Source organism: Thermococcus argininiproducens, from assembly GCF_023746595.1.
In the GTDB taxonomy this organism is placed as follows: Archaea; Methanobacteriota_B; Thermococci; order Thermococcales; family Thermococcaceae; genus Thermococcus_A; species Thermococcus_A argininiproducens.
On record NZ_CP080572.1, the window covers coordinates 133198 to 158941 of the forward strand.

The following is a 25744-nucleotide window of genomic DNA, read 5'->3' on the forward strand; positions in this document are numbered from 1 at the left end:
ATGGGAAACATTAAGCAACGTTTCATTAAGAGAACTGGGAGAGAACTCTTTAACAGATATCCAAATGAATTCACAAGAGATTTCGAGCACAACAAGAAAAAGGTTGAAGAGCTCACAAATATCACAAGCAAAACCATAAGAAACAGGATAGCAGGATACGTTACAAGGCTTGTAAGGCTTAAAGAAGAAGGAAAGATCCTTTAAACACGGAACTCTTTCTTTATCCTTTTTAGATCTTCAATTATTTCTCTGGGGAGTATACCCTCAAATTCTCGTAAGAGCTCATCAAAGTGGTTCTCGCTTTCTCTGGCAACTCTTAGCATGAGATTCCGCATATAAGTTTCGGCAAGCATTCTGACTTCCTCAAGCTCGCTTTTAATTCTCATGTACTCTTCTATCCTCCCCTCAATCTCATTTAGAAAGTCTGCAAGTTCCTTCATCTTTATCTCTATGGGCTCCCTAGACTTAATGAGCTGCTTTACCTCCTCGTACTCTTTAGTGACCCTTGGAATCTTTGGCTCATACATCTCAGTTCCAAAGGAGTACGGGGTTAAAAGTACCTCAAGTCTGATGCCGCGTTTGATCTGATAGTATTTTCTTGGCCTTCCTCTCGGGATTTTCTCTACTCTTCCCTCTATTAAACCAGCCCCCTCAAGAATCCGCAGATGTTCTAAAACAGCTTTTTGACCAACTCTCAGCTCTTTGGAAAGCTCACTCACGAAATAAGGTCTTTTAGTTAGCAGTAATAATATCCTTCGCCTAGTCTCGTTTCCGAGGACATCGAGCAATCTCCCATGCTCCTCCATTCTTTCCCACCTCAAGATGATCGTGACTCTTATCTAACTTAATGTGAATAAAATTCATACTTAAATCTTTTGGTGCATTATGACCAAAAACCACTTTAAGAATGAAGTCCAATAGCAAAAATGGTGATTTCATTATGAAAGTTATAGGAGACATTCACCTTGTGGATAACACGTTTGCAAACGTCTATCTCATAGTGAGAGATAACAAGCTCATAATAATAGACACCGGCCTGCCAGAAGAGTATGAGAAAATAATAAAATACATAGACAGCCTTGGCCGAATTCCGGAGGAAGTGGAGATTATTATAGCCACTCACGCTCATTATGACCATATAGGGGCACTGAAAGTCCTTAAAGAAGCCACGGGAGCAAAGGTTGCCGCTCATAAGGAGGAGATCCCATACATAAATGGGGAGAAAGTTTTCAAAAAAGGCTACACACCAGTTTCAGAGCCTGTTGATGTCGAGATTTCTCTAGAAGATGGGGATGAAATTAAAGGGCTTAAAGTTATTCACTCTCCCGGCCACACTCCTGGAAGCATTTGTTTGCTTGATCTAGAGACAAAGGCCCTATTTGTCGGTGACTTAGTTGTGGAGCAAAAGGGGGAGCTTTACGAGGTTCCACATCATTATTCCATTGACCCAATGAAGAACAGGGAAGCTATAAAGGAGCTTTTGGAGATTGATTTCAACCATTTGCTGCCGAGTCATGGAAATCCTGTCTTAAATGAGGGGAAGGAGAAGTTGAGGGAGTTAGTGGAAAGGTTTTTAAAGAGTGATTAATTTTGAGTTTTACTTAAACTCTATGAAAAGAAAATATAAAAATCCACTAATTATTGTCTAAGTTTTGTTAATCTTTCTAATTTATTCCCAGAGAAATAAATCGATCTAATATGATAAAGTAAAGAGAAATATTTTAATACTACTTTGAGATAGAGATCATTGGTGATCAATAATGCCGTATTGGCTTTGTATAACAAATAGAGAAAATTGGAAAATAATAAAGAACAATAATATCTGGGGTGTTCCAGAGAAGAGACACAAAAATACGCTCCTAAAAGTTAAACCTAAGGATAAAGTGATCATCTATATCAAGCAAGAAAAAGACCAGGAGGGAAACACTCTAGAGCCAAAGATTGTTGCTATTTACGAGGTTGTCAGTGAACCATTCAAGGACTCTAAAAAAGTGTTTAAAGCTCCAAAAAATAGTAATGAAACATATCCCTGGAGAATTAAACTTAAACTCATTAAGTCCGGCGAAATCGAATTTAAGCCTTTAATTCCAAAATTAAGTTTTATCAAGAACAAAAAGAAATGGTCAACACACTTATTCGGAAAAGCCATGCGTGAGATCCCAGAAGAAGATTATAAATTAATTGAGAAACTCCTTTAATTTCCTATTTCTTTTAAATTATACTGGAGGTAGGTATGTGATAGCAGCAGAAATTGAAATAAATGATTTTAAAATTTCTACAAAAAACGGAAAGAAGAGCCCAAATGATTTTATAATACAAGCAAAATTTCGGGGAAATAAGCGTCTTTTTACCCCCAAACACGCCCATTTTGTGATCGATTTCTACGGAAAACTTTGTTATAATAAAGAGATTGCCAAGAAATTATTTAATGCAATTAAAAAAGTTTATAGTGGAGAATCTCCTGAGAAGGTTCTAACTGATATGAATCCTGATGATATTAAACAGATTAACAATGCACCTGGTTACCCAATAGAGTATATTCTCTACACATTATGGTTGATTTTTGAGCAAGAAGACATTAATTATCCACGTTCTGAAGGATATAAAGGGAGACAACAACCATATCAGATGTTCCAAGATGTTTTGAATGGCATACATCCAGTAAATGCAATGAAAAAAACTGGACTTAGAATATAGAATAATTTTTAAAGCTTTAGAATAGCAATAAATTCGGTGAGAAGTTATGGACAGATATGTCCCAATGCGAGAAGTTCCATTTGACGAATATCTGGAATATGTAAAAACACATGATCATGTGATTATTGAGAACAGAAAAATTACAATTGGAAAATCCCTTCATATAAATACCTTCCAACCCTCTAAGTTCGAGTTGGAAAGTTCCACTGTGTGGAGTTTTCCTGACCGAGGAAAATGGGCCACTCATTATGCTAATGCTAAATACAGGGGGAATTGGGCCCCTCAAGTGCCAAGGAATTTGATCTTAAAATATACAAAGCCTAAAGAAGTAGTGTTAGATGCATTTTTAGGAAGTGGCACAACGTTGATAGAATGTAAGCTTTTAGGAAGACATGGAATCGGAATTGACATTAATTATGAAGCTCTAATGGTAGCATGGGATAGACTTAATTTCACATATACTCCCCAATTAGAGAAGAAAGCAGATTTAAGTGCATTTCTTCACGGAAAAGAAGAAAAAGAAGAAAAAGAGTGGATCGAACCTACAATAAAACTTTATCATGGGGATGCCAGAAATCTCGATAAAATAGATGATGAAAGTATAGATTTGATAGCTACCCATCCACCTTATGCCAATATTATTAGTTACAGTAAAAAAGCTAAATTAGAAGTTAAAGGGGATCTTTCTAAAGTTGTCTCAGTCGATGAATTTGTTGATGAAATGCAAAAAGTCGCTAGTGAGTTTTATAGGGTTCTAAAACCTGGCAGGCATGCTGCCATACTTATGGGAGATACAAGAAGGCACAGGCATTATGTGCCTATTGCTTTTAGAGTTATGGAAGCATTTTTGGAAGTGGGTTTTATATTGAAAGAAGACATTATAAAGTTGCAACACAATATGATTGGTACAATTCCTTGGAAAAAATGGCATCGGGATTTCCATTTAATCGCTCATGAGCACTTGTTTATATTTAGAAAGCCAGGAAAAGGAGAAAACGTTAGAAAATTTAAAGAAAGTATAAAATGGTGGATGGGTTAGTAATTAATTTATGTTTTAGTAATTACTAGAATTGATAATTAAATAGTTTAATAAGACGTAAGATATTTAACGTTTCGTTCAATAAAGAAATATAGTGGGGATACTCAATGACAGGTACTGGGGAATTAAGAGAGATTTATCATGCATTATTGGAGATTGAATATAATAAATATGAGTCCACTAAACATCTAAATGATACATTTCTTGAGGAGGCGGATTTGAAAAGGTATCCAGATGAAGTTATCTTAGAACTTTTGTCGAGAGGATTTCTTATTAAGTTAGGAAAGAACAAGTATAGAACTATTCATATGGATATTGCAGTTAGGAGTGTTGATGTTAGATCAAGTTATTTTGGGAATAAGCGTATTTTGGAATATCAACTATTACGCCGAAAAGTACCTGTTTTACGGAGAGACTATTTAGACTTAACGAATTCTGAGCATCCAAGGTATAAGACATTTTTTACACTTCTTTTGAGCATTATTCATGATGAGGAATTAGTAAGGATTTTGATAGATAGTCTGGTTAAGGGGAACATTCGAGGATTGTCAAAATATCAGTTTGATTCTATTCGAACAATTCTTACGAGTAGTAACTCTCCAGTAGTTGTCTCAGCACCCACAGGTTTTGGAAAAACATTTGTTTATTTTGTTCCAATATTGGTTGAGGCATTAAAGGCAAAAAAAGATAATATTCCTGGGCCAAAGGCCGTTCTATTTTATCCGAGGAAGACACTTGAATCAGATCAAATGAGTGAGATGATATCTGTTCTGTATCACCTTAATGAAATCCTTCCGGATTCTATTGGGAAAATAACTATAGCTATTGATGATGGCAACACAAAACGATTAGATAAGATAGAAGAGGGGGAATTATTTAGAGGAATTAGGGACCCTATAACTGGAGAACAACTTAAAATTAAAAAAACGACCTCTGAAGCATTTGTTGAGATAAATGGAAAAAGAGTTGATTGGATTCTTATTGACAAGGATTCTATCCGGGAGAATCCTCCTGATATCCTAATTACTAATATTTGGGCTTATCAGTATAAACTAGTGGATAGAAGATATTGGAAGGGATATCTTTCTGATAAGATTAAATATTTTGTATTTGATGAAGTACATACATATAGAGGTATTGGAGCAGGGATTCTTAGATACTTTATTCGCTCTATTATGTCATTAATTTCTCCTCGGGCAAAGTTAATATTATCTTCCGCTACAATTCCGAAAATAAAAGATTTTGTTGAAGAGATTACAGGGTATCCATATATAAAATTTGCAAAAGCTGTTTATAGTGAGTCTATTCATGGGATTGATTTCTATAAGTATGAGCTATATCTTTTACTCGGGATCTCTCCAGGAATTCACTGGGGAACTTATACATATGAGTTGGCATTATATCTTGCTATATTGAATAGGCTCTATGAATATGCTAAAAAGTCCAAATTACAAACAATTACTTTCATTGATTCTATAAAAGAAATTGATAGGCTTAAATCTCAGACTATCCAAGCTATAACTCTTGCTGATGACCGTATTCTCCCCCATTTAAACAAGGAAATGCATTCCAATCCAGAAGACTCGTTTGTCTATTGGATATATAATCCTAATATAGTGGATGATCAAAATAGTTTAGAAAAGATAATCAAAGAGTTGGAAAAGAAGATTGAGCATCATTATTCGAGTAGGGCAGATAGATACGAAATTGAAGAAAGATTGAAACGTAAAGACATTGATGTTATTTATGCTACTAATACTCTTGAGTTGGGAGTGAATTATAGTTCTGTATCTATTGTAGTTAATGCTGGGATACCTCTTTCTAAAGAAAGTATAATTCAAAGAATGGGGAGAGCTGGAAGAAACAGTAAGGATACATTAAATACTGCCGTAGGTATAGTGATTATTCGTAATAATCCATTAGAATATTATTATTTGTACACAGGTTTAGAGGAGTTGTTGGATATTAGTAAAGCTCCTAAGATTCCGGTCTCTTATAATAATCATTTTGTTATATTGTTTTCGGCATTACTTTACTCGGCATTTGATTTAAGTAGACGTGGGATGAAAAACAAAATTAGGGTGGGGGATGAGGATTCTCTAGTTTCAGCAATAGAAGATCTATGGATGTACTATCTTGCCAATAAGAGTGAGATTCAAAAACGATTGGGATTTCCAGAATTCCCCGAGAAATTGGAAGCTAGAGTTACTAAGCTCCTCGACTTAATTAAACAACCCGATATTGGTTCTAAATGTGATAAGTATAAAGAAAGAACTAGGATAGAATACTTGTTTTCTGAATTTGAAGAAATAAAAATTGAAATAAATAATCTCTTGAAAACTGTGGAAGAGACCAGCAGATCAATTTCTATTGACAGGAAAATTTTAGAGAGGATAATAACTGATATTAAATTATATCTTAAACAAAAATTGCCAAAAGACATCAAGGGGGTACATTCTCACTTGTTGTACTTGGATCAGAAGCTATCAGAAATGGAGGGTTATCTGGTTAGAGTTTTGATTTCTTCGGAACTGGTAAGAGATCTAGAAGAGATTAGAGAGAGAATTATTCAATTAAATAAATTCTTACTTGGATTGGGTGACATTGTCTCAATGTCGGAAGATAGGATACCCCCTTTATTAACTATTGCCTGTGACTTTCTGGATAGGCTTAATTCTGCAAAAGATAGACGTGGGTATGTTCACATAATTAATGTCATTGAAGAACTGATGGGGTTTAAGTTTTTAGGGATTGATTTTATAGAAGAAAAAGTTAGACTTAATTATCAAAATTCTAACAGAGATGATGTAATAGAATATTTAACTTCCATTATAGCTAGAGTTCCTCCTTTTGAAGTTAGGAGTTATCCGTATGATGAACCTGATCAGTCTAAACTAACAAGCTATGTCGGAGGAAGATATGTATGGTTTGTACGTCCCAAATTTTACAGAATATATGCTCCAGATTGTCAGACAATTGAGAACATATTACGAAATGAAGGTATTTATGATGGTATTTCTACTAAGTACTCCGATTTTGTTACCCCTCAAAGGATAGTTTTGTTGGACCTTTTAGAAAATTCTCCACTTATCTTGAAAATTATTTGTAAGGATAATCGTCCATTGTTCATAAAGTATGGTTCCAACTCAATTACTAATGCTAAAATATTTGCTGGGAGAGGAGTTTATCAGCTAGGTAACAATGTTAAAAAACTTAAGCAATTTGGGAGACAATGGAAAAATTATGATATAACCCTCAGAGCTACACTTGAGAAACTAGAGGAACTTAAAGAAAAAAGCAAAAGCCTTCCTTATCCTGGGATAATGTTAAACTATATTTCGTATTGTGACTTAGGATATGCAATATCTACTGATCCCTGGGATATTGTGTGTCCAGAACTAATTAGAAGGGAATGTCCAGTGTTTAAGAAAAAGAAATGTGATGAAAAACAATTCTGGAATACTTTTAGAAATATTTTCCCACGTATCTATGTACAGAAAAAAGTGGAAATCCCCAAGGAAGTATTGCCTGAGGAAGATATTTCTCCATTATTTATGCGGTTTAAGGTTATTCAATACCACAAAATTGAGAATAATCCATTGGTATTCTATTATGACTCTGTTTCATTTCCAGTCCCAGTGTCTTTTGTTTCTGATTACAGAATTAGAGAATTTGACATTCAAAAAATCGGATATCATGCTATAACTTCAATGATATTGATTGAATTTAACATCACATTACTCGAACTTATTTCTAGATTCTTATTGGCGGATGGGTTAATCAAGGAATTAATTTTATTTAAGAAATTCATGCATGATTACATGCTTCGTATGCCACTTTGGAATATAACTGTAAATGATCTTGAGAAATTTGGAGAATTTAAGACCAATATATCAGATCAAGAATTGGTACACTTTACTATCAAGATATTGTTACATACTTTCGCCCATAGATTCCTTGTATTTTTGAGTTCTAGATATGGAGTTGAAATGTCCAAGTTGTTGTATCAGTTAGATGTGAAAAAAGGTAGGATTTTCATCATTGAAAATGCTAAGAGTGATGGGTTGGGAATAGTAGAGACTTTTGAAAAAGACATTCAAAAAGGATGGATAAATATCCTTAATGAATTTATAACCAAGGAAATGCTATTTTTTGATAAACATGAGAAAAATGTAAACTCTCAAAGAGTTAAGATTCAAAAAGAGTATTCTAAGAATCTCAGGGATTTATCAACTAAAAAGAAAATGATCCAAGAATTAAAAGAGGATATTGAGGCACTTAATCAGAGAATTTCAGATATAATTCCGGTAGAATTTCTGGGATACTCTATGTATAGATATTTACTGCTAAACTCTATCAGAGGAATAACTAATTCTGAGAAAAGACCATATTTATCATTGGTTCAAGGGAGCTTAGGAGTTCCACATTTATGTTATGATGGTTGTAATGCATGTTTGATATTTGAAAGAGGGTGTAATGAACCATTTGTACAAGAGTTTACCTTGTCTAAACAGCTATATTTGAGGTTTTTAAAGGTTTTAAGGTCAGGGTCATTTTCACTGTTAGATATTAAAGGGTTTGGTGAGTATTTCAGGAAACTTCTACTGAATTCCAAGGAAGTAGAGATTAAGGTTCCATTTGTTGACAAGAGTGGTATTGATATACTCCGAGAGGCCTTAGAAAAGGGAGTTAAAATAAATCTTGTTACAAGGTCTGACACATTTAAATTTATACCTCCAGATATTTCAGATAAAGTTGATATAACAATTCAGGAGGATTTTCACTCCAAAATTTACACGCTAAGACAGAATAACACAGTGGTGAGACTTTCTGGTTCGGTAAACTTGAATACATCTAGTTTGTTTGAAAAGAAAGAGAATATTACAATCGAGATTTTATTAGAGGGTTGATAATATGGAAACTTTAATCACATTGGAAACGAGCAAAATTAATAGTAACATTTACTTAATAAACCCCTTTATTCGTTATTATACTTTATTTAGAAAAATTAGTACACATATCATTAAGGCAAGAAAAAGGATGCCTGTAGAAGTACATAATGTATTATATTCCTACCCAGTATATCTTCCAGAAATTGATTACATGATATTCTTGGATGTTTCTAGTAATGAGCTTAATAAAAAGATCCTTTCTGAGTTTTCTGCGTATTCTGGGTTGAGGAGTGCCAAAGAGCTAATTTTCCAAGCTAAATTGTATAATTTCAACAAGGAAAATAGAGCTGTTACGTGGGGTAATATACAGTCTTATGTTTTTGAGAAAAAGCTTAGAGATTTATACCAGTGTTTTTACTACTTAGTTAATTTTAGTCTGAGGATTACCCCGTCTATCATTCTTGGAAATAAATTAATATCCCCAAATAGGTGGGCTTTGTTATCTACTGAGACACATACTCGGATATTTTCAACAAAAGTTTCTCTAAATGTCTTCCCAGTATATATTGAGAAAGAAGCCCTAAAAAATATTAAAAAAAGGCAAGTATTTTTGCCATTACCTATGACCCTTTATGAAATAAAAGCAACAGCTTTAGAGTTTTTTCCTACTGGTAATATTCATATTTTGAATATCCCATTACATTTTGTTGATCATCCATCTAGAGAATTCATTTTATCTGAGATTGAGGGTAGTGGGGAATATTATATTGTCTATGCTTTTTCATTTCTTGATGTTAATACTAGCGGGAATAACAAGATGATAAATATTGTTGAAAATATCATGCCCCTTTATCCAATTGATATTCTATTGGGATTATCGGTAATGTATATGGAATCCCAAGAAATTGGCAAATTAATATGGAGAATTAACTTTAATAGAGCAAACGTAGAGCGTATAAGGCGAGTCTTGTCTAAGAGATCGGCTTCTATATATCTACATGGAGCATGGATAGATCTTATCTCTTCAAAGTTCTATCCATTCTTTAATATTGAAGAAAATGGGACTCATTTATCAGTAAGAGCCATAAATCCAGGTTTTTTGGCACATATGTTTAGAAGAATATTTTTCGAAAAAGGGCATGAAGATAATATTTTCCTATTGAAAAAGCTTCAAGAGTTATTTAGCATGTTAGAGGAGTATAATGAAATTCAACAGAAAAAAGGTAATGCTAGCATTGTAGAATTGTTAGGATATAAGAGACAATTTGAGGAGAAATATAGAAAAAAATACGGGAAGGGAGTGTGGAACCTTTTAGTTAGAGCTTCTTCAATAGTAAGAATTCGTGAGTATGTGTTGAGGAAGTACAGAGATATTATTCTACAACATACAAGGAGGTAGAGGATATGGTTAAGTATTTGGAATTAAGGTATAAAACATTTGAAGAATATTTTGAGAACTTTATTGATACTTTACTCTCAACAAACAAGACTTATGAATATTTTGTTGATTGGGAAAAAGTGAAGAATGTCGTTTTGAAATATGAAAAAGAGCTGGCTCTGTTAAAACAATTGTACGAATTGAAACCTAAAAAAGCTAAAGAGCGATTAAAATTATTGCTACAAGAGCATCCAACAATACTGCCTCTTATCCCCGCTCTAATCGCTGAAAGAACTGATAAAGGATTATTAAGTATTTATGACCCAGATAAAATGCAATTTGTAGAATTTAATTTTAAGTCGCACTTTTTAACAGAGAGCGAAATTAATCAAATAGTTGAATTTTGTGAAAAAACGGGACTATTGGATGTCTTGATTAGTGTTCAAAATTTGAGAGATTACCTATTTGGGGTTGAGGTTGGGATTGATACAAACGCTAGGAAAGGGAGAAGTGGCACACTTTTTGAAAAAATGGTAAAAAGATTCCTTGAGAAAAATTTGCCTGAATATGTAAGAGTCATTCCTCAGGATAGAAGGTTTTCTCTCTATGAGACTATTGGAAGAACTAAAAAGGAGAAAGCTAAAAGGCATGACTTCGTATTGTATAAAGAAGAAACTCCTATTATGGCTATAGAAGTCAATTTCTACAATGTTACAGGAAGTAAACCGATAGAGATTGTTGGGAGTTATATTACTCTAAATAAGGCAGCCAAAGAAAAAGGAATTGCCTTTGTGTGGGTTACAGACGGACCAGCGTGGAAAAAGATGAGGGAGCCATTAATGAGAGGAATGAAAGAAATTGAGTGGGTTGTTAATTATTTCCAACTTCAGAAGCTTATTCAATATTTCAACTCCATTAACTGGGAAATTTAAAAAGAGGAGATGAAACTACACCTTTACAAGAAACTCTGCTATAGTTATTTGTTTTTTAATTTCTCTTTTAGTCATTGACATCATTTTTGTTCCGTTTCCATTTTTTGTTAATTCAATTGCTTTTGAGATACCAACTCTAAGCTCTTTTGGCACATTGGTGACTAATATTTCTGCTATTTTTCCTCTTTTATCTGCTTTTGAGTTTATGGCTCTGTTAGCATAAACAGTAATAACCTCAAATTCTTTGATTCCTTCATATAGCTCCCTAACTGGCTGAGCATGAGAGTTACTCAGGATAAAGTAAACTCCCATTTCATGTAATTCAATACACACATCTCTTAACCTTTCTTGATCTTTTTGAGTGAAGTCATCTTTTGAGTAGCTAGTGAAGTTAGCTGTTTTGGAAATTGGATGATACGGGGGATCGAAGTATACTAGATCCCCTGGCCGAGCAACAGTTAGGATATATGTAAAGTCTTCATTGTAAATTTCAAGTCTCTTCAGAACTTCACTGACTTTTCTAAGTCTCTCTTCATCTACTATTGTTGGATTTTTATATCTACCAAAAGGAACGTTGAATTCTCCTTTTCTATTTTCTCTATAGAGGCCATTATATCCTGTCTTATTTAAATACAGAAGTAAGCTTGCAAGCCTTATGTGTGGAGGTCTGAAACCTTCTCTGATTATCTTATTAAACTCTTCCCTAGCCTTATAGTAATACTCTTTTTCATTTTTATGCTGCTTTGCATCTTGTATTAGTTCTTCAACATAATCTCTAACCACAAGATAGAAGTTTATTAGTTTAAGATTAATGTCATTGATTGTTCCTCTTTTTGGCTCTAGCCAAAAAGTAACTGCTCCTCCTCCAAAAAATGGTTCATGGAATGTTCTCTCTTTGAAATCTTTTGGCATTAGTGCTACTATTTGAGGCAATATCTGTCTTTTTCCTCCAGCCCATTTTAACACAGGTTCGGCCATTTTATCATCCTCTCCATATTCAATTCTCTTTAGCTTAATAAAGTTATTATACATTTGTGTGCAACAATATTATTTAAGCTTTTTGGTGCAACATTATGTGAAGATAATGTGCAACACAAAAACTAATTTTTTGCACATAGTGAGTAAAAATGGTATTTTAGACAATTTGTTGTGGGCATACGCTTAATGCCTCGTTATAATTGCATATCCAAAGGGAGAAGTTGGAATAAGAAGTACTAAACGGGAGATCAAACCCCATAGCTAAGCCCAAGCTTTTTTCTGATATAATTTGAAATGTCAAGACCTTCTTTAGTAGCTTCTTCAAGAACTCGGTTATACTCTTCTTCAGTTACTCTAATTGATATCCATTTAGTTCTCTTTACTGGACCAAAGAGGGCTTTAGCCTCTGCCTCCCAGAGCGCCTTTAGGGCTTTAGCTTTAGTTTTAATAATCCTTGCTCTAGTAAATCCTGAAAATTCTCTCTCAAGTATCTCCTTAAACTCTTGAAGTGTTTCTTCATTTCCATTATTATACCTCAAAAATTCAGAAAGTGCTATTTTAACTGCTTCATTCCATTCTTTAAACCCTTTATACTTGAGAATTGCTTCAAATGCCTTTATACCAGCTGCAGGGACTTTAGATTTCCCAATTACTGGAGCATTCACTTCATTCAACTTTTTGAGAATACTCTCAAACATTTTTTCTTCACCTAGTCTGTTCTTAATTGATTTTAATGTTTCACCATTTAAATAAATTATGTTGCACTATGATTTTTATTACTCTGTAGATTTCCAAGGAGCATAGGCGAGTAAATGAAATTTAAACCCTTAATTCCAAAACTAAACTTCATCACAAACAAAAAGAAGTGGAGCGGCCACTTAATGGGCAAAGCTATGAGAGAAATTCCAGAAGACGATTACAAACTAATTGAAAGTCTCATAAAAGAATAAAAGAAGATCATATCATCCCATTCAACGCCGGAATCTCTTCAGGTTCGTAATCCTGCAGTTTTCCCTCCAAGAAGTCATCATACCCCTTAAGATCAAGGAGACCATGGCCGCTTAGATTGAATAGTATAACCCTCTCTTCTCCCTTCTCCTTTGCCTGAAGAGCTAAATCTATTGCGGCCTTTATTGCGTGTGCACTCTCAGGGGCCGGTACTATTCCTTCGCTCCTTGCAAATGTTAGAGCGGCTTCAAAAACTTCTGTTTGGTGATAAGCTACAGGTTTAACGATGCCATGGTTAAGGAGCACGCTGAGTGTGGGGGCTAGGCCGTGATACCTCAAGCCTCCAGCGTGAATGGGTGGGACATAGTATGTATGACCTAGAGTGTGCATTTTCATTTTTGGAGTTAGTTTTCCTGAATCTCCGTAGTCATATGTGTAAATTCCCGATGTCATGCTCGGAGCGGCTTTTGGTTCAACCGCTATAAACTCATATTCTGCTTTACCATCTAGAACATCTTTGACAAATGGATAAGCTAAACCTGCAAAGTTGCTTCCTCCACCAACGCATCCAATTATAACGTCCGGCTCCTCAAACTCCTTCATCTGTTCCTTAGCCTCAAGGCCTATGACAGTCTGGTGCATAAGGACGTGGTTCAACACACTGCCAAGGGAATAGCGTGCACTTTCATTCCTCAAAACATCTTCAATGGCCTCACTTATTGCTATCCCCAAGCCACCGGGATGATTTGGGTCCTCCTTTAGAAACCTTTTACCTACCTCAGTCCTATTACTTGGGCTGGGGTAGACCTCCGCTCCATAGACATTCATTAAGACTCTCCTATATGGCTTCTGCTGAAAACTGGCCCTTGCCATATAAACACGAACCTTTAAGCCAAGCAGGGCTCCAGCAAGCGAAAGGGCCGTTCCCCACTGGCCTGCTCCAGTTTCCGTTACTAGCCTTTCAATACCCTGTTTCTTAGCGTAATACGCCTGTGCTAGGGCCGTGTTTATCTTGTGACTTCCCGTTGTCGTTGCACCCTCGTATTTGAAGTATATCCTTGCCGGGGTGCCTAACTTTTTCTCAAGGTTTGTGGCCCTGAACAACGGTGTGGGTCGACCTATCTTTGCATAGAGCTCCCTAATTTCCCCTGGAATCTCAACATAACGTTCCTTGCTCATCTCTTGCTTCACAAGTTCTCCCGCGAAAATTCTCAAGAGCTTTTCAGGTTTTATTGGTTCCTCTGTCTCCGGATCTAAGGGAGGCGCCAAAGCCTCCGGGAGGTCTGGTAGGATGTTGTACCAAACCCTAGGTATTTTTCCATCCCTGACCTCCTCCCCGCCGTGAACAACGAGGGTTCCAACGAATTAACCCCTCGCCAGTGGCGGAGAGGTTTGCGGGCCCATCACTTACTCCCGTTGCCGGTTTCAGTTCAGCCCGCGGGCCCGGTCTTAGGCCCATTACCCCTACCGCAAAGCGGTTCGGGGTTATCGTTTTAGAGGCCACTCTTCAAGGTTTCAACCACCTCAGCGGTGGTATTATAAAGGACGCCTAACGGCGTCTTCCCCCATGCAGGGGGACACGAGTGAAACTCTCACTAAAGGTTGCCCTTGGGGTGGCCTCTTCGAGATCCTATTACGTTGCAAGAGTTTAAAAAGATTTCTACTTGAGGACTAAATTTTAGAATTCCTGCATCCTCACCCCAAAGAGAGAGGCTTTCAAAAAAATGTGACTATCCATAGGCTCCTCGAGATTTTCCGCAAGATTCATATGGGAGGTACCCCATAATGGGATACCTCTAGTAAAAGATCATTTCCTAAAAACCCTCACCATCAATAGCAAACCCAAGATAAGGCCTGGCCCACAGACACTCTCTGTTTGTTGTGATGTTGTGGAAGTTGTACTAGTTTGAGGAAGCTCAACCTGGCTCGGAGGAAGCTTAAGCTTAAAAGGTTGGCCAACACACCTCAACAAAAGTGGACTGTCACTTTCGTCATAAGCAACCCATGAATACTTCCCATCTTTCTCGTACCAGCCTATATGGGAGTTATAACCCGCTTTTCCCATTTTTGCAACCTTTGCAATCATTTCAATGTCCTCTTCGTTGATCCTGACTATCCCATTATCCCTAAGCCACACGAGCTCTGTTCTAAGGGCCTCGGTGAAGTTAAAGGAATAAGGATCAACCACCCCTGTAGGACTTTCCACAGTCTCGCTTTCGAAACTCAAGTTTTCAAGCATGCACGAGATTCCAAAAACATCAAAAAGGGCCTTCATTTCATTCAAATCCTCTTCACTTGGCTTTTCTTTCCCATAGTCTGCTATCCAGACCTCAGCATTTGGTACCTTAACAACTTTTGATGGGTCCATGTTGTGCTCTCTTAAACACTTTTCAAATTCCTCATTTGATTTCCATGTGCAGAAACCATTGACACAGCCGCATTGAGTTAATCTTAAGCAATCATACCATTCCGCATATATGCATGGGGTGATTACTTCTTTTGCTTTATCTCTAGTAGTACAAACTTCTCCAGAGCATCCTCCTGTAGCACACTCCGAGTCATTTTGACATTCATCTCCCCTTGATAGATTTATTTGCACAAGCAGATTCTTCTTTTTGAATGTAAACCCTTCAACTTCCCATCCAAGCTCTTTGGCTTTCTCAACCATCTCTTCAGAAATTAGCAAAGGAGTTACAAGTGAAGCATGAGCATAGGTGGAGCTAAAACTCTTTGCCGGTATCTGGACCCTAACCCTAAGAAAGCCATTATCCTCACTTAAAATTACCGCAACGCTTTCATCATGGTGTGAACGATAGATTATGCTATCATTTTCGATTATCACATTTTGAGCAGATTTCAATGGGGTTAAATCATAAGTAATCCCAGGTTTGTTGAGATAAACTTCAACTGCTAGAGAATCCATTGGGTTATAACACGCATTTGCGAAAGGCACGAAGAAAAGTAAAATCCCAATGAGCAGTGACCATCGCATTTTCATACACCGTAAGTGTATAGAGTTCAAAGTATATACGCCTATCGAGAACTTCAAACCCATTTGAAGTTATTCGTTGGCAAACTATCTTTTCCTAATCCGTGCGGTCACATAGTCGTTTGGGGGATAAATTATCTCTACCACATATTTATCCCGTGGAATTTCATCTATGGCCCGTTTAACTCCAGGAAACCCATAATTATGAACAAAAACTACCGTATGATCTCCCAGTAGTTTTTTACAATTTTCCCAGTCGCTTTTTGCAGTTTCATAGGATTTTCCACCATCAATAAATATAAGATCCATTATTGGAAGCTCATTTATATGCTGAGGAAGGGTGACCTTAGAATCCCCTTTAAAAAGCTTAAATTTAGAGCCTGTCTCTTTCAGCTTTTTGTAGACTTTCTGATAGTGAGCCTCACTTTCAAAGTAGTCGAATCCATAGTATTCTATCTCTTCCGGAGGAAAGTTCTTCTTAGCTGCTTCAATCATGTTCTTTGCATTTTCACCATCATATACTCCTATTTCCATTAATCTTTTACATTTGTTCTTTTTTATGTGTTCATTCAAAAAAGAATGATAACCAAACCCAAACACTCTCACCACCATACTTTATCTAAGTTTTAGAATTTTAAATCTTTAATTAGTGATTAAAAAGTCTGTTGTGGAGGTGGGTTTATCTAATTTTGCCTATTAATTTACCAAGTATACAAAGGCTTTTATATTTCATAATTAAAATAATGCTTGGTGATTTGCAATGGTTGCTGAAGAAGAAATTTTTAACGAGCTACAAACAAACGGAATTATCGGTCCCCACTCCAAAATGCTCGGGCCTGTGGCAGATGGAGGGAGAATAATCTTCGTCACAGCCCCCGGATGCTGGGGCCCAATGATAACGCCAACCATTAGAGGAGGGCACGAAGTCAACGTCCCTGTAGCTGTCGATGGCGCGAAAGTTGGTGACGGTCTAGTGATGAGGATAAAGAGCATAAAAGTGCTCTCAAAAGCGGCTTCTTCGGGCGTTGATACAGTAAGAGAAGGAGCTTTTGTCGGTGATCCTTACGTGGCCAAAAAATGTCCTTCATGTAACGATCCCTGGCCCGAGTTCGAAGTAATTGGAATTGGAGAAGATGCCATAAGGTGTAAACACTGTGGCTCCCCTGCATCCCCATTTAAGATGGTGAACGGATACACTATGGTGCTTGACTCCAATCTTGGAGTAGGAGTTACGGTAAACAAAGAAACGGCTGAAATGATAGCTCAAGAAGCTTGGGAATGGCATGCCCTACCTAAAAACTCAAAGCAAGTACCAATTCTGATCTTTGCTAAAGCCGATATAGTTGGCGTTCCCTCAAGAATAAGGCCATTTTTAGGACAGTTTGGAACTGTCCCCGCTGTTGATATACCTGATTCACACAATGCAGGCGATTTTGGTTCGTTCTTGATAAACGCACCCCATCCCTATGCAATAACTAAAGAGGACTACGAAACCAAGCTCACAGATGGACACTTGGATATCGATGCAGTTAGAGAAGGAGCAATAATAATAGCCCCAGTAAAAGTCGATGGAGGAGGAGTATACGCTGGAGATGCTCATGCAATGCAGGGAGATGGAGAAGTAGCGGGCCACACAACAGACATAAGTGCCGAGAGTGTTATAGAAGTCTCAGTCATTAAGAACCTTAACCTAGAAGGTCCAATTCTATTACCTCCAGAAGAGGACTTACCACCACTGGTTAAACCTTGGAGAAAAGACGAATGGGAAAGGGTGCAAACTTTAGCTAAGAAGTTTGGAATTGAACCCGAACCGGTTGCACCAGTACAGATAATAGGTTCTGGACCTACAATAAATGAAGCTGCAATGAGAGGTTTTGAAAGGGCCGCAAAGCTATTTGGGATGAGTATTGAGGAAGTTAGAAACAGGGTAACCATAAGTGGAGCTGTAGAGATTGGTAGACTCCCAGGAATAGTGCAAGTTTCCATGCAAGTACCCCTAAGTGCCCTTGAAAAGATGGGTATAGATGAACTAGTTGTCAAACATTACAAATTACCCTTCTAGTTTAAACTATTTTCTTTTAAATTTTGTTCTAAAATGGTTCAATATTAAAACGTCTAAAAATATTATCCTAAAAATTGTAAAGCAATGTTACATTTATTCCTCAGACTAAGGGAAAAGATAAAAAACAAGCCGTACTTTTTGTCTTAAAAATATAAAATTTTTGTTGAAATAAGTACAGGTAATAATAAACAAAAAGAAAGAAAAATTACAAGATATACACAAAATATATAAAGGTAGGACACATAGTAGTTAAAGGTGAGTTCACATGGCTGTTGTAAAACAAAGGATACCCCTTTGGATAGCCACCCCTATAACTGTAGCGGTAGCAACACCCTTTGCAACGAGATTGGGGACTTGGGGGCTCCCCGTGTGGATTAGCTTTATTGTTTGGGCTGAGTATTTTGTGTTCGGAGCAAATGTAGAAGCATTGAAAATGATAGGCTATGGTTTTCTCTATGGCTGCATTATGACGGCCTTTTGGCTAGCATCATCCCTTGCATTGGCACCATCGCTAGGCTTTGACATTGCATTCATCATCACGAACTTCATTTGGGTTGGTATTGTAGTGTATACCCTAAAGTATCCCAGTATAGGGAAGGCGGTTCTAGCAATATTTAATGGAATTTCCATGACGCTTGCTGTATATTTCACCGGAGCATTGCCTCCAGTAGACGTTGGGCCCTATGCTGCTACTTTCGTCGCAGCTTTCTGGACAATAGTGGCAGGATATTTTGGGGCATTTCTAGGATGGTTCAACGTTACAATAACCTTCCCACAGACTGTAGAAGAGTGAGACCATAGTTTCCTTGTACTTTTATTTTTATATAACATAAATTGTCAACATTCTAAAGGGTATATTGTAAATGAGATGAGCATTCTGTCCATATTTTTACAAAACATGCATTTTATTATAACATTCTGTATATAAAAAGGTTTAAAAAGTTTGATATATTACATACAAATAGGTGTAGTTATACACAAGGAGTTGGGAATATGTCAACCTCTGGAAAATATAAACAAAATATCCTATGGTTTGAAGATATAAGTAAAGATGATTTAAGTATAGTTGGCGGGAAAGGGGCCAATCTTGGAGAACTAGTTTCCATAGGAATAAGAGTTCCAGAAGGGTTTGTAGTAACTTCAACGGCTTTCAAAAACTTTATGTATGAAAGCAACATTTGGGATAAAATCCAACGTCTGTTAAGAGAAACCAAAAGCATAACTAAGCCTTCTGAAATAAAAGAAACCGCTGAAAAAATACAGGAAATGATAGTATCTACTGAACTAGACAAGGACCTAGAAAGGGAAATAATAGAAGCTTATGAGAAACTCTGCGAGATAAAGAAAGAAAAGAATACTAAAGTGGCCATAAGAAGCTCAGCAACTGCTGAAGATCTACCAAGTGCCAGTTTTGCTGGCATGCAAGATACATATTTGTATGTCTCAACCCCAGAGAGTGTGATTAAACACGTGAAAAAGTGCTGGGCAAGCCTTTACACTCCGAGAGCTATTGTGTACAGAAATCAGATGAACATCCCCCACGAAAATGTGTATATGGCAGTAGTTGTACAAGCTATGGTGCGTTCTAAAGCTGCCGGAGTTATGTTTACTGTGAACCCAATCACTGGAAATGAGAATGAAATAGTTATTGAGGGAAGCTGGGGACTTGGAGAAGCAGTTGTAAGTGGAAGAGTAATTCCAGATCATTTTGTAGTGGATAAAAACACTAAGCGGATTATAAAGAAGCAGATTGCAGAAAAGACTATAAGAATCGACTGGGATCCTTACACCCAAACCGTGAAAGAGCTTCCTGTATTTCCACAATTCAAAAAAATGCCTTCAATTAATGAGAAAGAGATAGCACTACTTGTAGAATATGCCAAAAAGATTGAAGATCATTATGGAGTCTTTATGGATATTGAATGGGCAATAGATAGATACGAAAATTTCCCGGAAAAGGTTAAAATTGTCCAAGCTAGAGCCGAGACAGTTTGGAATGTTAAAAAGGGAAAAATCCAAAAAGCAGAAAGTACCGAAATGTGAATTGAGGTGTAAAGTGTGAGACTAACTTTGACCTATGGAGGACCATTTTACGAAAAAATAAAAAAACATAAGGAAACGATCGAAATAGATAAGTCGTCTCTTACCGTTCAAGAGTTAGTTGGGATTCTCTTCCAAAAATATCCACAATTGGCAGAATTTTTTGAAAATAACCCTGAGAAGATCTTTGAGTTCTCAACTATCATTGTAAGGGGTAGGGTTCTGATACCCCAAGATTTGCCTAGGGTTCAATTAGAAGACAAGGAGGAGGTCTTCTTCCTGCCAGTAGTACATGGAGGAAGTGCAAAATAAATTATTATCATTAGAAACGTTAGACTCAATTTTGCTCTTTTTTATAACTTATTATCATGAAGCATGCTCGTCTCTTTCCATTAGCTTAGTTAACTATGTATCAAAATGTTTTATATTATTAAAATTTATTTTTGATATGGGCCTACAAATTGCATGGAAGTCAAACCAAAAAAGTTAAATAGTTTCATGAAATATACCAAGTGATCAGACACTTGGAGGTGGCAAACCTTGTTTTGGGACAGAAAAAAATATCAGTTAATTGATTTAACGCTACCAATACAGCCTTTTATGCCCGACATTGTAGGCTATGTAAAAATGACTCAATGGGACCATGAACAAGGTGCTAGGCTAAATTCAGTACCTACAGGAATAAACCCCATAGACTTCCCCCCTGGACCACCATTTTATGAGTATCATTCGCAAGCTTGGGAAGAATTAACTCTGGCTACTCACATTGGTACTCATATGGATGCTCCCTGGCATTTCTTCCCCACAACTGAAAATGGTAAAATGAAAGCAAAAACTATCGATGAGGTTCCTCTTGAATGGTGCATTGGAAACGGAGTAGTCTTAGACATGACACATAAAGGCCCCGGAGAGCTTATAACCGAAGAAGACGTGAAAGAAGCCTTGAAAAAGATAAACTACAAACTCCAACCGTGGGATATCGTATTGATTCACACGGGATGGGACAAGAAGTGGGGAACTAGGGAATATTTCGAAGCTCACCCCGGAATGAGTAGGGAAGCAACACTTTACATAATCGATCAAGGCGTGAAGGTCATGGGGATTGATGCATTTGGATTTGACAGGGCATTCAAAGTAATGGGAGAAGAATACAAGAGAACTGGAGATAAGAGTGTCCTCTGGCCAGCGCACAATGTTGGAAGGGAAAGAGAATATATCCATCTGGAAAGACTGGCAAATCTAGACAAAATACCAAAACCAACAGGTTTCGTAGTAGTTCTTTTCCCAATAAAGATTGAGAAAGCAAGTGCTGGATGGGTCAGAGCCGTTGCAATTGTTGAAAAAGAGTAAAAGAGTGTTAGTTTTTTTCTTTTAACTTCATTTGTGTTATACCATGGGGGGATTATATAGTAAGAAAATTCCAATTTCTTTTTACATAATGTTATAATTTCTTTCATAATGTCTATACCAAAAAGCTTAAGAATTTCAATTTGTATACCATATATTGAAATTTTTAATGGAGGAAGGTTATATGAGTATACATATTGAAGGGGGATATGCAGGAAAGACCCTTTGGGTCGACTTATCTAAAAACAAAATTCTGACAAAAGACCTTGATCCTGAACTTGCCGTAAAGTACATTGGTGGGCGCGGATTTGTTGCAAAACTTCTTTTTGATCTTGTAGATCCTGAGAGAGATCCTTTAGATCCTAAAAATCCCTTGGTATTTGCTACTGGTCCTCTATCAGGAATAGCTCCTGCTTCAGGTAGATTTACTGTTGGAGCTAGATCTCCAGCCACCGGAATCCATGGAGATTCTAATTCTGGTGGAGATTTTGCCATGGAGCTAAAGCATGCTGGTTATGACTTCATAGTAATTACTGGCAAAGCCCAAGAACCTGTTTATCTCTCCATCCAAGATGATAATGTGGAGATTAAAAGTGCTAGAGATTTGTGGGGTCTAACCACTCATGAAACATTTGACCACCTTAGAGAAAAAGAAGGAGATCGGAATATAAAAGCCGTGACAATAGGGCCTGCAGGAGAAAATTTAGTGGCAACTGCAGCCATAATAGAGACTGAAAGTCGTGCAGCTGCAAGAGCCGGAATGGGTGCTGTAATGGGCTCCAAGAACTTAAAAGCTATCTCTGTGCGTGGTACAAAAGACATTAAATTAGCAGATTATGAAGCTTGGAAAGAAGCATTTGAAGAACTGTTACAAGTATTTCTAGATGATCCAATGACATCTCAAGTAGGAAGATTGTTAGGTTCCAATTTCCTTCATAGGGTTCATTCTGCACATGGGACTCTAATTATTGAAAATGGTCACCGTGGATATGCTACTGAGGAAGAACTTGAAAAGGTAAGTGCAGAGACAATATTAAAATATCATGTCAAAGGGAGATCTTGTTTCCTTTGTCCAATAGCATGTACCAGATCAATACACATGAAGAGTGAGAAATATGGCATAATAAAAGGGAGAGGCCCAGAGTATTATTCAATACAATCTCTCACCTATAGGGCAGGTGGATGGGATACTGAGGCAGGTATATACTTAAACAAGCTTTGTGATGCATATGGGATTGATGCGACAACATTACCATCCAACATCGCTTTTGCAATAGATCTGTATGAAAATGGAATAATAACAAAAGAACAGGTTGGAGGATTAGAACTTACTTGGGGGAATTTTGAAGCAATAGAGGAAATTATAAAGAGTGTAGCTTACAGAAAAGGCAAGATTGGAGAGCTCTTTGCAAAAAGTACAAAAGAATTAATCAAAGAATTCGGGCCCGAGAGTGAATGGTATGCATTAGAGGTAAAAGGATTAACAATGCCCTCCAACGATCCCAGAGCCGGGAATGTCTACAACATGAGATATGCTATCGCCACTAGGGGTGCCGATCACTTGAGAGTTTCTGTGCTAAGTAGCGGAAGGTCTTTGAAATGGGACGAACTTCCAGAAGATGAAGCAATGAGAGTATTTGTGCACTTTGAGACTTATGTAACATTAGTTAACCTCTTTGAAGTCTGTAATTGGGCCTATTCTTCATACACTTCTACGCCTGAAATTGCGGAAGTAAAAGAAAAAGGAATGTTTAGGATATACAACGCCGCTACGGGCCTTAATTTAACTCCTGAAGATTTCGCAAAAGCAGCTCATAGAACAATACTAACTGAGAGAGCAGAAAATGTAAGATATGGGCTCCGCAGAGAACATGACTACTTGCCAAGAAGGGTCTTCGAAGAACCTCTACCAGTAAATGAGAAAGGAGATACCAAAATCTTCCCACGTGAGAAGTTCGAGAAACTGCTTGATGCATATTATGCACTTAGAGGACTCGATCCGAAGACTACAGTACCTAAACCACAGATTCTCAGAGAACTGGAACTCCACGAAATTGAAGAGGATCTTAGAAAGAGGGGTCTTATCAAGGAGGGAGAAGAATGAAGGGAATGTTGGTTTTCTATCCTGAGAAGTGTTCAGGATGTAATGTTTGTTCTACAGTTTGTTCAGCTTACCATTTGGGCGTGATAAATCCCGACAGAAGTAGGATCAGAGTTCTGAGAAAAGAACAAGAAAATTTAGACGTTGTAAATGTATGTGTCCAATGTGAAGAGAAATTCTGCATTCAAGCTTGTCCATTTGATGCATTATCTGTATATCCTGAAACTGGAGCTATAATCGTGGATCATGACAAATGCACTCGCTGTAGACTATGCATCAGAGCTTGTCCATACAATGGTATTATCCTAGACCCAGTGCTTAACCAAATAACAATATGTGACTTGTGTGATGGAGATCCTCAATGTGCAAAATACTGCCCAACAGAGGCTATACAATTCGTGCATCCATTAGCCAGCAAAGTAGCCCATGAACAAAATAAAGCAATAATCACATTGACAAAACAAATCCTTGAGGATCCTTGATTTTAGCTTTCATTTTTCTGTTTAGAAGAGGTGAAAAAGATGGAATGGTTTGGATATACTGGAAAAATACTGAGTGTGGATTTGAGTGAAAACAAACTCGATATTCTAGAGGCGGATCCAAAAGTTTATGAAAAGTATATGGGTGGGACTGGATACGCTGCCCATATCATACATAAGAATCTTAAAAAGATTAAAGATCCCGAGGATGAGTCCAACATAATGGTTTTTGCTACTGGACCTTTAACCATTGATGGAATCCCTAATGGGGGAAGAGTAACTGTCGGCTCTATTTCTCCAGAAACTGGGATATGGGGCGAAACTCATATTGGAACATGGTTTGCGATTGAAATGAAAAAAGCAGGATTTGACGCAATAATCGTAAAAGGAAAAGCCGAGAAACCTGTTTACTTATTCCTCCATAATAGAAACGTGGAAATTAGAGATGCGAGCAAATATTGGGGTAAAGATATACACGAAACAATAGAGTCTCTCAGAAAGGATTTAAACGACTCAACAATAAAGGCCTTAGCTATAGGACCTGCTGGAGAGAAGAAGGTTAAAATTTCCATTATAGCAAACGAAGAGGGATTTGGAGGAAGGTGCGGTCTAGGAGCAGTAATGGGGTCAAAGAACCTCAAGGCAATAGTGGCAAAGGGGACGCGGACAGTTCCTGTTGCCTATCCAGAGGAACTAAGAGAGTTCCTAAAAGAATTGATAAAGAAGCTGACAAAAGGTGGAACTGGACTAAGAAGATATGGAAGCGCTGGAGGAGTAAAAGGATACCATGTGCTTGGGAATCTCCCTATTAGAAACTTCCTCTGGGGTAAATGGGACGATGATAAAGTTGCTAAGATTAGTGGAGAGAGTTTAACAGAAAACTACCTTAAGAGGCCATTCGCATGCACATTATGTCCAATTGCATGTAAAAGACTCGTAGAAGTAAAGAATGGAAAATATTTCAAAGAATTTGTCGGGTTAGGACCAGAATACGAAACAGTGGGTCTTTTAGGCTCGAATTTACTAGTAGACGACTTAGAGGCAATCATAAAAGCAAATAACATGTGCGATAGATTAGGACTAGATACTATTTCAACCGGAAACGTCATTGGATTCCTTTTTGATGCAGCAGAAAGAGGAATAGTAGACAAGAATCTTGAAGGCCTCACACTAGAATGGGGAAATGCAGAAACAGTGCACAAACTAATTGAAAAAATTGCCTACAGGGAAGGAATAGGAGATATCCTAGCAGAAGGCGTCAAAAAAGCTGCAGAGAAACTAGGAGCTCCCGAACTTGCGGTAGAAATAAAGGGTCTAGAAATGCCTGCCCATGATGGTAGAGCCTACTGGTCCCATGGACTAAGTCACGTCACTATGAATCGTGGTGCAGACCATTTAGGATGGCCCCATATGCCATTTAAAGGCATTTCTGTGCCTGAACTTGGCATAAAAGCCTTTGACAATAGATACATCGATGGCGATGAATTAATTGAAACTGTGATAAAAATGCAAAACTTAATGATAATCTACGACTCGTTGATTATCTGCAAATATGCATTTGCCGCTGGTTTGACTGTAACAGACATAATAAAGCTTCTTTACTTTGTTACAGGAAAAGAATACACTCCTGAAAAATTAATGGAAATCGCAAATAGAATATGGAAAGTACAGAGGAAAATAAACAATGAACTTGGCATAACTGCTAAAGACGATAAGTTGCCCCTCAGGATGGCAACACCCCATGCAAACAGGACGGATACACAAGTCCCACCCATAGAAAAATGGCTACCGAGATACTACGAGTTAAGAGGATTAACTGAAGATGGAGTTGTAAAAGAGATCGACTGAGCTTTTTTTCTTTT

General features: G+C 37.2%; 22 protein-coding genes and 1 pseudogene. 17 read left to right on the plus strand and 6 right to left on the minus strand.

The window, feature by feature from the left end; genetic code table 11:
- Complete coding sequence (locus K1720_RS00665; RefSeq protein ID WP_251949300.1) at positions 1 to 204, plus strand: 30S ribosomal protein S17e; 204 nt, start codon at positions 1 to 3, stop codon at positions 202 to 204.
- On the opposite strand, the gene phr is transcribed toward K1720_RS00665, so the two are convergent.
- Positions 201 to 806, minus strand: coding sequence for a heat shock transcription regulator (phr, locus tag K1720_RS00670; RefSeq protein ID WP_251949301.1), 606 nt, complete (start codon positions 804 to 806; stop codon positions 201 to 203). The two genes, K1720_RS00665 and phr, sit on opposite strands and share 4 nt — an antisense overlap.
- A 134-nt stretch (positions 807 to 940) precedes the next feature.
- Between phr and K1720_RS00675 the strand changes: the two genes are divergently transcribed.
- The 7 genes from K1720_RS00675 to K1720_RS00705 all read left to right on the plus strand — a co-directional run bounded on the left by K1720_RS00675 (position 941) and on the right by K1720_RS00705 (position 10938).
- Positions 941 to 1588, plus strand: coding sequence for an MBL fold metallo-hydrolase (locus K1720_RS00675; RefSeq protein WP_251949302.1), 648 nt, complete (start codon positions 941 to 943; stop codon positions 1586 to 1588).
- A 172-nt stretch (positions 1589 to 1760) separates the two neighbouring features.
- Positions 1761 to 2198: an EVE domain-containing protein gene (locus K1720_RS00680; protein ID WP_251949303.1), complete on the plus strand. Its 438-nt coding sequence runs from the start codon at positions 1761 to 1763 to the stop codon at positions 2196 to 2198.
- A 37-nt stretch (positions 2199 to 2235) separates the two neighbouring features.
- The gene (locus tag K1720_RS00685) at positions 2236 to 2697 is read left to right on the plus strand and encodes a hypothetical protein (protein ID WP_251949304.1); all 462 of its coding nucleotides are present in this window, start codon (positions 2236 to 2238) and stop codon (positions 2695 to 2697) included.
- Positions 2698 to 2743: 46 nt separating this feature from the next.
- Positions 2744 to 3736 (plus strand): TRM11 family SAM-dependent methyltransferase, encoded by a 993-nt coding sequence (locus tag K1720_RS00690; RefSeq protein WP_251949305.1) that lies wholly within the window; start codon positions 2744 to 2746, stop codon positions 3734 to 3736.
- A 107-nt stretch (positions 3737 to 3843) separates the two neighbouring features.
- The gene (locus K1720_RS00695) at positions 3844 to 8646 is read left to right on the plus strand and encodes a DEAD/DEAH box helicase (RefSeq protein WP_251949306.1); all 4803 of its coding nucleotides are present in this window, start codon (positions 3844 to 3846) and stop codon (positions 8644 to 8646) included.
- A 130-nt stretch (positions 8647 to 8776) separates the two neighbouring features.
- A complete protein-coding gene (locus K1720_RS00700; protein WP_251949307.1) occupies positions 8777 to 10027 on the plus strand; it encodes a hypothetical protein in 1251 nt (416 codons plus the stop codon).
- A 5-nt stretch (positions 10028 to 10032) separates the two neighbouring features.
- Positions 10033 to 10938, plus strand: coding sequence for a DpnII family type II restriction endonuclease (locus K1720_RS00705; protein WP_251949308.1), 906 nt, complete (start codon positions 10033 to 10035; stop codon positions 10936 to 10938).
- Positions 10939 to 10953: 15 nt separating this feature from the next.
- Here K1720_RS00705 and K1720_RS00710 read toward each other — a convergent pair whose 3' ends face one another.
- Together K1720_RS00710 and K1720_RS00715 are read right to left on the minus strand one after the other, a co-directional pair.
- On the minus strand, positions 10954 to 11970 hold the full coding sequence (locus K1720_RS00710) for a DNA adenine methylase (RefSeq protein ID WP_251949309.1): 1017 nt from the start codon (positions 11968 to 11970) through the stop codon (positions 10954 to 10956).
- 194 nt (positions 11971 to 12164) lie between these two features.
- Positions 12165 to 12614, minus strand: coding sequence for a plasmid mobilization protein (locus K1720_RS00715; RefSeq protein WP_251949310.1), 450 nt, complete (start codon positions 12612 to 12614; stop codon positions 12165 to 12167).
- Positions 12615 to 12728: 114 nt separating this feature from the next.
- Between K1720_RS00715 and K1720_RS00720 the strand changes: the two are divergent.
- A pseudogene (locus tag K1720_RS00720) lies at positions 12729 to 12866 on the plus strand (EVE domain-containing protein); the annotation flags it as partial.
- Positions 12867 to 12873: 7 nt separating this feature from the next.
- Here K1720_RS00720 and K1720_RS00725 read toward each other — a convergent pair.
- The 3 genes from K1720_RS00725 to K1720_RS00735 form a co-directional block, all read right to left on the minus strand.
- Complete coding sequence (locus K1720_RS00725; protein WP_251950424.1) at positions 12874 to 14178, minus strand: TrpB-like pyridoxal phosphate-dependent enzyme; 1305 nt, start codon at positions 14176 to 14178, stop codon at positions 12874 to 12876.
- 493 nt (positions 14179 to 14671) lie between these two features.
- On the minus strand, positions 14672 to 15856 hold the full coding sequence (locus K1720_RS00730; protein ID WP_251949311.1) for a CGP-CTERM-anchored Cys-rich protein: 1185 nt from the start codon (positions 15854 to 15856) through the stop codon (positions 14672 to 14674).
- An 84-nt stretch (positions 15857 to 15940) separates the two neighbouring features.
- Entirely contained in the window at positions 15941 to 16465 is a 525-nt protein-coding gene (locus tag K1720_RS00735) for a class I SAM-dependent methyltransferase (protein WP_251949312.1), read from the minus strand.
- 148 nt (positions 16466 to 16613) lie between these two features.
- Here K1720_RS00735 and K1720_RS00740 point away from each other — a divergent pair, with 148 nt between their 5' ends.
- The 8 genes from K1720_RS00740 (at position 16614) to K1720_RS00775 (ending at position 25730) form a co-directional block, all read left to right on the plus strand.
- On the plus strand, positions 16614 to 17915 hold the full coding sequence (locus K1720_RS00740) for an acetamidase/formamidase family protein (RefSeq protein WP_251949313.1): 1302 nt from the start codon (positions 16614 to 16616) through the stop codon (positions 17913 to 17915).
- A 265-nt stretch (positions 17916 to 18180) separates the two neighbouring features.
- Positions 18181 to 18708: a DUF1097 family protein gene (locus K1720_RS00745; RefSeq protein WP_251949314.1), complete on the plus strand. Its 528-nt coding sequence runs from the start codon at positions 18181 to 18183 to the stop codon at positions 18706 to 18708.
- A 200-nt stretch (positions 18709 to 18908) separates the two neighbouring features.
- The gene (locus tag K1720_RS00750; RefSeq protein WP_251949315.1) at positions 18909 to 19958 is read left to right on the plus strand and encodes a PEP/pyruvate-binding domain-containing protein; all 1050 of its coding nucleotides are present in this window, start codon (positions 18909 to 18911) and stop codon (positions 19956 to 19958) included.
- A gap of 15 nt (positions 19959 to 19973) precedes the next feature.
- Positions 19974 to 20267 (plus strand): MoaD/ThiS family protein, encoded by a 294-nt coding sequence (locus K1720_RS00755; RefSeq protein ID WP_251949316.1) that lies wholly within the window; start codon positions 19974 to 19976, stop codon positions 20265 to 20267.
- A 228-nt stretch (positions 20268 to 20495) separates the two neighbouring features.
- A complete protein-coding gene (locus K1720_RS00760) occupies positions 20496 to 21305 on the plus strand; it encodes a cyclase family protein (RefSeq protein ID WP_251949317.1) in 810 nt (269 codons plus the stop codon).
- A 154-nt stretch (positions 21306 to 21459) separates the two neighbouring features.
- The gene (locus K1720_RS00765) at positions 21460 to 23406 is read left to right on the plus strand and encodes an aldehyde ferredoxin oxidoreductase family protein (protein WP_251949318.1); all 1947 of its coding nucleotides are present in this window, start codon (positions 21460 to 21462) and stop codon (positions 23404 to 23406) included.
- Positions 23403 to 23885: a 4Fe-4S dicluster domain-containing protein gene (locus tag K1720_RS00770; RefSeq protein WP_251949319.1), complete on the plus strand. Its 483-nt coding sequence runs from the start codon at positions 23403 to 23405 to the stop codon at positions 23883 to 23885. The genes K1720_RS00765 and K1720_RS00770 overlap by 4 nt, the downstream gene beginning before the upstream one ends.
- 39 nt (positions 23886 to 23924) lie before the next feature.
- Positions 23925 to 25730: an aldehyde ferredoxin oxidoreductase family protein gene (locus tag K1720_RS00775; protein WP_251949321.1), complete on the plus strand. Its 1806-nt coding sequence runs from the start codon at positions 23925 to 23927 to the stop codon at positions 25728 to 25730.
- Positions 25731 to 25744 lie beyond the last annotated feature (14 nt).